Origin of the sequence: Geobacillus proteiniphilus, assembly GCF_001908025.1 — a bacterium.
Classification (GTDB): domain Bacteria; phylum Bacillota; class Bacilli; order Bacillales; family Anoxybacillaceae; genus Geobacillus; species Geobacillus proteiniphilus.
This window is the reverse complement of the sequence record NZ_MQMG01000011.1, coordinates 59,391-67,256: the sequence shown is the minus strand read 5'-3', so window position 1 is coordinate 67,256 and position 7,866 is coordinate 59,391. Positions and strand designations below refer to the sequence as shown.

The following is a 7,866-nucleotide window of genomic DNA, read 5'->3' as shown; positions in this document are numbered from 1 at the left end:
GGGAGAGGAGGCCAAGGAGGCGACGATTCCGATTCCGCCATCCGCCGGGCCAGCCGACCGGGAAACGCTGCAAAAGCTGCTTGAGGAGGCGGAAGCGGCGCTTGATGATGCTGAGGAAAACATATCTCATCGAAGAGAAACGGAGTGAGGACGATGGGAATGGAGAAGTTGGAGACGATCGAACAGTTTGAGCGCGTCATGAAGGAAACGGAGCGTTTTTTGTTCGTCAAGCATAGCCTCACCTGCCCGATCAGCCAGGCGGCGTTTGGCGAATGCGAGAAGTTCGCCGCAGACCATCCAGAGCTGGCGGTGTATTGCCTGTACGTCCAAGAGGCGCGGCCGCTCTCCAACTATATCGCCGAAACGACCGGGGTGAAACACGAGTCGCCGCAAGTGCTGCTGTTTGAAAACGGCCGCGTCGTCTGGCATGCGTCCCATTGGAGCATTACGTACGAGGCGCTCGAAACGCATGCGATTGTTGCTTGATCATCCGCCCGCAGCCGCGGGCGTTTTCCATTCATTGTTTACTTTATCACTTAAAAGCGTTTAATCAAAAAAGCATTTTTTTCGTGACAACGATAGCTCCATCGATTATAATAAACACTAATTAAACGACTTCGCTCTCCAAGACGGGGGCGCCGCTTGCCGGCAAGCGGCGAAAACAATGCACTACACTTGGCGAAAGGATGAGAAAAGCATGAGCAATGAGAGATTAGACGAACTGCGGGCGCGAGTCGATGAGATCAACTTGCAGCTGTTGAAACTGATCAATGAACGGGGACGGCTCGTTCAGGAGATCGGAAAAATTAAAGAAGCGCAAGGGACGCACCGCTACGACCCGGTGCGCGAACGGAAAATGTTGGATCTCATTTCCGAGCATAACGATGGGCCGTTTGAAACGTCGACGCTGCAGCACATTTTCAAGGAAATTTTTAAAGCAGCGCTCGAGCTGCAGGAAGACGACCACCGCAAGGCGCTCCTTGTCTCGCGGAAAAAGCATCCGGAAAACACGATTGTTGAAGTGAAAGGCGAGCGAATCGGCGACGGCAATCAATATTTCGTCATGGGCCCGTGCGCTGTGGAAAGCTATGAACAAGTCGCTGCGGTGGCGGAGGCCGTGAAAAAACAAGGGATCAAGCTGCTGCGCGGCGGCGCCTACAAACCGCGCACGTCGCCGTACGACTTCCAAGGGCTCGGCGTGGAAGGACTGAAAATTTTGAAACGGATCGCCGATGAGTTTGATTTGGCGGTCATCAGCGAAATCGTCACGCCGGCGGACATTGAAATCGCCTTGGACTACATTGACGTCATCCAAATCGGCGCGCGCAACATGCAAAACTTTGAGCTGCTCAAGGCGGCCGGTCAAGTGAACAAGCCGATTTTGCTGAAGCGCGGCTTGGCGGCGACGATCGAAGAATTCATCAACGCCGCTGAGTACATCATGTCGCAAGGAAACGGGCAGATCATTTTGTGCGAGCGCGGCATCCGCACGTACGAGCGGGCGACGCGCAACACGCTCGACATTTCCGCTGTGCCGATCTTAAAGAAAGAAACGCACTTGCCGGTGTTCGTCGATGTCACCCACTCAACGGGGCGGCGCGATCTGCTCATCCCGTGCGCCAAAGCGGCCTTGGCGATCGGCGCCGACGGCGTCATGGCCGAAGTGCATCCGGATCCGGCCGTCGCCTTGTCCGATTCGGCCCAGCAAATGGACATCGCTCAATTCAACGAGTTTATGGAAGAAGTGCGCGCCTTCCAACGCCAGTTCGTTCGGGCGTAAGAGAGCGAGGCCGGCAAAAAAGCAAGGTGCGACATTTCCACATGAAAAGACGTCCCATCGTGTTGGGGACGTCTTCTGTTTTGGGTGCGGATGGAAGCCGATTGCCGAAAGAAGACAGTGAAATGACGGCTTCTCTTTCATGCCGATGGCCGATTTCGGATAAACTACTCGTGAACGGTTTGTGAACAAACCGGCAAAATGGTTGCGATTTCGTTGCGAGTTGGCGATAATGTATCGTATGATAGTTGTACATACATTCGGAATTTGACCGGTTATCGGATCGAGCGAAAAGGAGTGAAACAAAATGACGGTAACGATTTATGATGTGGCGCGGGAGGCGAACGTCTCGATGGCGACCGTCTCGCGCGTCGTCAATGGCAACCCGAACGTCAAACCGTCGACGAGAAAAAAAGTGCTTGAGGCCATCGAACGGCTCGGCTACCGCCCGAACGCCGTGGCGCGGGGGCTCGCCAGCAAAAAAACGACGACGGTCGGAGTGATCATCCCGGATATTTCGAGCATTTTCTTCGCCGAACTGGCGCGCGGCATTGAGGACATCGCCACGATGTACAAGTACAACATCATTTTGAGCAACTCCGACCAAAACAAAGAAAAAGAGCTGCATTTGCTCAACACGATGCTCGCCAAGCAAGTGGACGGCCTGTTGTTTATGGGCGGGACGATCACCGATGAGCACGTCGCCGAATTTCAAAAGTCGTCGGTGCCGATCGTGCTTGCGGCGACGATGGGACCGAACGAGATTCCCTCGGTCAACATCGACTATGAGCAGGCGGCGTTTGAAGCCGTGACGTATTTGCTGGAAAAAGGAAACCGCCGCATTGTCTATGTGACCGGTCCGACCGATGACCCGATCAACCAGCGGAAGTTGGCGGGGTACCGACGCGCGCTTGAAGAACACGGCGCGCCGTATGAGGAAGAGCTCGTCATTGAGGGCGACAACTCGTACGACTCCGGCTTGGAGGCGTATGAGAAAATGACGGAGCTTGCCGAACGGCCGACGGCGGTGTTTGCTGGCACGGACGAAATGGCGCTCGGCATCATCCACAGCGCCCAAGACCACGGGGTGCGCGTGCCGGATGAACTGGAAGTCGTCGGTTTTGACAACACGCGATTGGCGACGATGGTGCGGCCGCGGCTGACGACCGTCGTGCAGCCGATGTACGACATCGGGGCGGTGGCGATGCGGCTCTTGACGAAGTATATGAACAAAGAACAAGTGGACAACCATATCGTCGTCTTGCCGCATCGACTTGAGGTGCGGGAGTCGACGAAATGAAAAAAGCTGGCCTCAACACGGGGGCCAGCTTCTTGCTTGCTTTGCTCCATTTCTTTTTTGACAGCTGCAATCGCCTTGCAGTCGGCCCGTTTTTCGGTGAAAACGGAAGTTGACTAGGAAAACAGGACGTAGAAATCCATTGTTTTCTTTAAATGAAAAAAAATCAAGTCCCCGCCCGGCGTTGACTGCGAATGAAATACAACGCCTTTTCCACCGTTTGCGCATTTTTTTCGCTGATCTCCGCCTTGCGCGGGATCGGGGGATACAAGTCATCCGGGTCGTCCCACTCAAGCGGAAGCGCGACGGGTGAAAGCGGTTGCCAACGTTCGCGCCACTCATCCGGCAGCGGGCCGGACACATCGGCTTGTCCCGTCATCTCGAGCCAAAGGAGCGCCCATGCCCGCGGCACGACGCGCCAGATGTCATAGCCGCCGCCGCCGACGGCGATCCAGCGTCCGCCGCAATATTCATGCGCGATTTCGTGCGCGAGTTTCGGAATGGCGCGGTAGGTTTTCATCGTCACCGACAAATGGGTGAGCGGATCGTAATAGTGGGCGTCGACGCCGTTTTGCGTCACGATGACGTCCGGGCGGAAAAAGTCGGCGATTTCCCGAAGCGCGGTCGTATAGGCGGCGATCCATGATTCGTCTTCCGTGAACGCATCAACGGGAATGTTGAACGAATAGCCGTAGCCCGCGCCTAAGCCGCGCTCGTTGACATTTCCGGTCCCTGGGAACAAATAGCGCCCCGTTTCATGAATGGAAAACGTGCAAACGTTCGGATCGTCGTAAAACGCCCATTGCACCCCGTCGCCGTGGTGGGCGTCCGTGTCGACGTACAACACGCGCAGTCCGTATTTCTCCCTGATGTATTGAATGGCGACCGCGCTGTCGTTGTAGACGCAAAAGCCGGATGCTTTGCCGCGGAAGCCGTGGTGCAGACCGCCGCCAAGGTTGAGCGCATGCTCGGCCGCTCCGGAAAGAACCGCGTCGACGGCGGTGAGGGTGCTGCCGACCAAAAGAGCGCTCGCTTCGTGCATGTTTGGGAAAATCGGCGTATCCTCGGTGCCAAGGCCGTAGTTTTGCGCCGCCGCTTCCGACAGCTCGCCGCGCCCGGCCGCTTTCACCGCCTCGATGTAGGAGCGGTCGTGAATGAGCGCCAGCTCGTCATCGGTCGCCATGCGCGGGGCGACGATCTGGCGGTCTTCGAGCGCGCCGAGCGTGCAAAGCAAGTCGTATGTCATTTTGACCCGCAGCTGGTTGAACGGATGGTCGTCATGAAATTTGTACTGAAGAAATTGCTCGCTATAGACGAATGCGCAGTTTCGGCTCATGACGTAACCCCCGGCAAGTTCGGCCATAGCACGTGATAGCCGGCGTTTTGCAAATCGCGGATCAATGGAAGCGGATTCATCGTCTGCACGCGGAAAACTAAAATTTTCTCATTCGGATCCGGAGCTGGATACACCAAGACGCTGGCGATGTTCACATGGCGCTCGCTGATGATGGCCGCCGCTTTGCTTAACATGCCGGTTTCGTTCGGCACTTTGATCTCGATTTGCGACCCCGGCTGGTGAACGCCGGTCAATTCAATGAACGTGCGGAGCAAATCCGTTTGCGTGATGATGCCGACGAGTTTCCTGTGATTGACGATCGGCAGACAGCCGATTCGGTGTTCGTAAAAGAGCGCCGCCACCTCCTCGACGAAATCGAGCGGATGGCCGACGATGAGGTCGGTTTTCATAATCGTGCTGACCGGTTTTTGCAAGTCTTCAAGATGTTCATGAAGATGGAAAATGGACGGGCTCGCGTCGCGCAAATCTTGGCTCGTCACAAGCCCCAGAAGACGTCCTTCCTCGTCGACGACCGGCAGATGGCGGATGCGGTGATGTCTTAGCAGCTGCAGCGCTTCGGCGATTGTATTGGTGGCGCGAAGCGTGATAACCGGTGCTTTCATCACTTGTTCGACAAGCATCGTTCTCCTCTCCCCTTTGTGCGTGGCATTTTATGCGCGCCGCCCGCAACCGGCAAGGCGGGCGCAAACGTCCGGACAGCTGAGAATTTCAGCTAGTACATATAGCGGTTCATAAACCGAAGCCGGTCGAACCGTTGAATCGATTCGGCGTCGACCCGTTTGCCAATGCGGACCATGAGGCAGTTCGCCGGATGGGAGCAAATTTCCGGGTCGTCGGTCGCATACCAGACGAGCCCGCCGGCGTTCATCATTTTCTCCATCACTTTTCGGTACTCCCATACGTTCAGCCCCGTGCCTTTTAGATCCCAATGCCAATAATACTCCGTTGTAATGATGATATAGTCTTCCATGGCGTCGTCCATCATCGAGACGATCAATAAATTTTTTCCGACGCCAAACCCGCGGAACTCCGGAATGACTTCAATGGCGCCAAGCTCGAGCAAATTTTCCATGTTCCCTTCCGACCAACGTTCGAGAGGATCAGGATACAAAAACGTCACATACCCGACAATCACCTCGCCGCGGCGGGCGATGATGATCCGCCCTTCCGGCAGCTTGGCGATTTCGATCAACGCTTTGTGCTGTTTGGCAGGCGGGCGGAAGGAAGTGAGGTCATGGTGGAATTCATAGCTGGCCAACGCTTCCGGCGTCACCGGCCCTTCGATGAGGAGCGTTCCTTTCGGGGTTTTCAGCTCTTTGGCGTTATACGTTTTTTTATGTTCCATTCGTCCACCACCTGAATTGGTCGTTCTGCTTCCATTATACATAAAAACGGCGCCGGCTGGCGCGGTTCAAAAAAATTTCAAAAAAGTGGGGACGAGGAATATTTTAAAAATTGAGAAATGGTTTTCAATCGACTATAATAGAAATGTAATCACTTACATAAGGGGGATCGGAGAATGAACACAGAACGGCTTCCTGTCATACAAGGGGACTACAATTTGAAAAACTACGAAGAAACATATAAACAGTTTCAATGGTCGGAAGTGGAGAAAGAGTTTTCTTGGCATGAAACAGGCCGAGTCAACATGGCGTATGAGGCGATCGACCGCCATGCTGAGTCGTTCCGTAAAAATAAAGTGGCGCTCTATTACCGCGACGCGGTGCGGAACGAGAAATATACGTTCAAAGAAATGAAAGAGATGTCCAATAAGGTGGCGAACGTCTTAAAACAGGCGGCGGACATTCAAAAAGGAGATCGTGTGTTCGTGTTTATGCCGCGTTCTCCGGAACTGTACTTTGCGGTGCTTGGGATCATTAAAACCGGCGCCATCGTCGGGCCGTTGTTTGAGGCGTTCATGGAAGGAGCGGTGCGCGACCGTCTTGAAGACAGCGGGGCGAAGGCGATCATTACGACGCCGGAGCTTCTGCCGCGCGTGCCGGTCGGCGATTTGCCGGAGTTGAAGTACGTCTTTTTGGTCGGCGACGGCATTGTCGAGGAAGGGCCGTACATCGATTTGAAAAAGCGGATGAATGAGGCAAGCAAGCATTTCGACATCGAATGGGTCGACCGCCAAGACGGCTTGATTTTGCATTACACATCCGGTTCGACCGGCAAGCCGAAAGGCGTTTTGCACGTCCATAACGCGATGATTCAGCACTATCAAACGGCGAAATGGGTGCTCGACTTAAAAGAAGACGACATTTACTGGTGCACGGCTGACCCGGGGTGGGTGACTGGGACGTCGTACGGCATCTTCGGCCCGTGGCTGTGCGGAGCGTCAAGCGTCATCGTCGGCGGCCGCTTCAGCCCGGATGCTTGGTATCAAACGATCCAAGATTTCGGCGTCACCGTCTGGTACAGCGCGCCGACGGCGTTCCGCATGCTGATGGGCGCCGGCGATGAAGTCGTGAAAAAATATGATTTAAGCTCGCTCCGCCACATTTTGAGCGTCGGCGAGCCGCTCAACCCGGAAGTCATCCGCTGGGGGATGAAAGTGTTCGGCCGCCGCATCCATGATACGTGGTGGATGACGGAAACAGGCGGGCATCTCATTTGCAACTACCCGTGCATGGAAATCAAGCCGGGATCGATGGGGAAACCGATTCCGGGCGTTGAGGCGGCGATCATTGATGACCAAGGAAACGTCTTGCCGCCGTACCGGATGGGCAACTTGGCCATCAAAAAAGGCTGGCCGTCGATGATGAAAACGATTTGGAACAACCCGCAAAAATATGAATCATACTTTATCGGCGACTGGTACGTATCCGGCGATTCGGCCTACATGGATGAAGACGGCTACTTCTGGTTCCAAGGCCGTGTTGACGATGTCATCAACACATCCGGCGAACGCGTTGGGCCGTTTGAAGTCGAAAGCAAGCTCGTCGAGCATCCGGCCGTTGCCGAAGCCGGCGTCATCGGAAAGCCGGATCCGGTGCGCGGGGAAATCATCAAAGCGTTCATCGCGCTTCGCGAAGGGTACGAGCCGTCCGAGGAGCTGAAAGAAGACATCCGCCAATTTGTGAAAAAAGGGCTTGCCGCTCATGCCGCGCCGCGTGAGATCGAGTTCCGCGACAAACTGCCGAAAACGCGGAGCGGGAAAATCATGCGCCGCGTCCTAAAGGCGTGGGAGCTCAACTTGCCGACCGGCGATTTGTCGACGATGGAAGACTGATGAGCGAAAAGCGTCTGGAACATCCGCTGTTCCAGGCGCTGTTGTTCTTTTCAGGCTGGGGCCGAAGCGGGGCGGCTGCAAGGACGGTGATTGAACGGAAAACGCGGCCAACAGCGTGATTTCTCAATTTGAAAAACCTCATAAATGCCCGTTTCCCCTTCGCTTAAGAACCGTCCATTTGGCGAAAATCGTTGTGTTTC

7 protein-coding genes and 1 pseudogene are annotated in these 7,866 nt (G+C 55.1%); 5 read left to right on the top strand and 3 right to left on the bottom strand.

Translation table 11 applies throughout. The annotated features are described in order from the left end of the window. The 4 genes and pseudogenes from BRO54_RS20885 to ccpA form a co-directional block, all read left to right on the top strand. A pseudogene (locus BRO54_RS20885) lies at window positions 1–148 on the top strand (YtxH domain-containing protein); the annotation flags it as partial. Window positions 149–153: 5 nt separating this feature from the next. Continuing rightward, the gene (gene ytxJ / locus BRO54_RS05820) at window positions 154–486 is read left to right on the top strand and encodes a bacillithiol system redox-active protein YtxJ (protein ID WP_074043399.1); all 333 of its coding nucleotides are present in this window, start codon (window positions 154–156) and stop codon (window positions 484–486) included. Between the two features lie 211 nt (window positions 487–697). Next, window positions 698–1,780: a bifunctional 3-deoxy-7-phosphoheptulonate synthase/chorismate mutase gene (locus BRO54_RS05815; protein ID WP_013144453.1), complete on the top strand. Its 1,083-nt coding sequence runs from the start codon at window positions 698–700 to the stop codon at window positions 1,778–1,780. Window positions 1,781–2,084: 304 nt separating this feature from the next. Beyond that, on the top strand, window positions 2,085–3,077 hold the full coding sequence (gene ccpA, locus BRO54_RS05810) for a catabolite control protein A (protein WP_074043398.1): 993 nt from the start codon (window positions 2,085–2,087) through the stop codon (window positions 3,075–3,077). A gap of 163 nt (window positions 3,078–3,240) precedes the next feature. Here ccpA and BRO54_RS05805 read toward each other — a convergent pair whose 3' ends face one another. The 3 genes from BRO54_RS05805 to BRO54_RS05795 form a co-directional block, all read right to left on the bottom strand. Beyond that, the gene (locus tag BRO54_RS05805; RefSeq protein WP_011232283.1) at window positions 3,241–4,410 is read right to left on the bottom strand and encodes an acetoin utilization protein AcuC; all 1,170 of its coding nucleotides are present in this window, start codon (window positions 4,408–4,410) and stop codon (window positions 3,241–3,243) included. Beyond that, window positions 4,407–5,051, bottom strand: a complete 645-nt coding sequence (locus BRO54_RS05800) for an acetoin utilization AcuB family protein (RefSeq protein WP_021322104.1) — start codon at window positions 5,049–5,051, stop codon at window positions 4,407–4,409. The genes BRO54_RS05805 and BRO54_RS05800 overlap by 4 nt, the downstream gene beginning before the upstream one ends. A gap of 92 nt (window positions 5,052–5,143) precedes the next feature. Further along, window positions 5,144–5,776, bottom strand: a complete 633-nt coding sequence (locus BRO54_RS05795; RefSeq protein WP_011232281.1) for a GNAT family N-acetyltransferase — start codon at window positions 5,774–5,776, stop codon at window positions 5,144–5,146. Window positions 5,777–5,950: 174 nt separating this feature from the next. On the opposite strand from BRO54_RS05795, the gene acsA reads away from it, so the two are divergent. Next, window positions 5,951–7,666: an acetate--CoA ligase gene (gene acsA, locus BRO54_RS05785; RefSeq protein WP_011232280.1), complete on the top strand. Its 1,716-nt coding sequence runs from the start codon at window positions 5,951–5,953 to the stop codon at window positions 7,664–7,666. Window positions 7,667–7,866 lie beyond the last annotated feature (200 nt).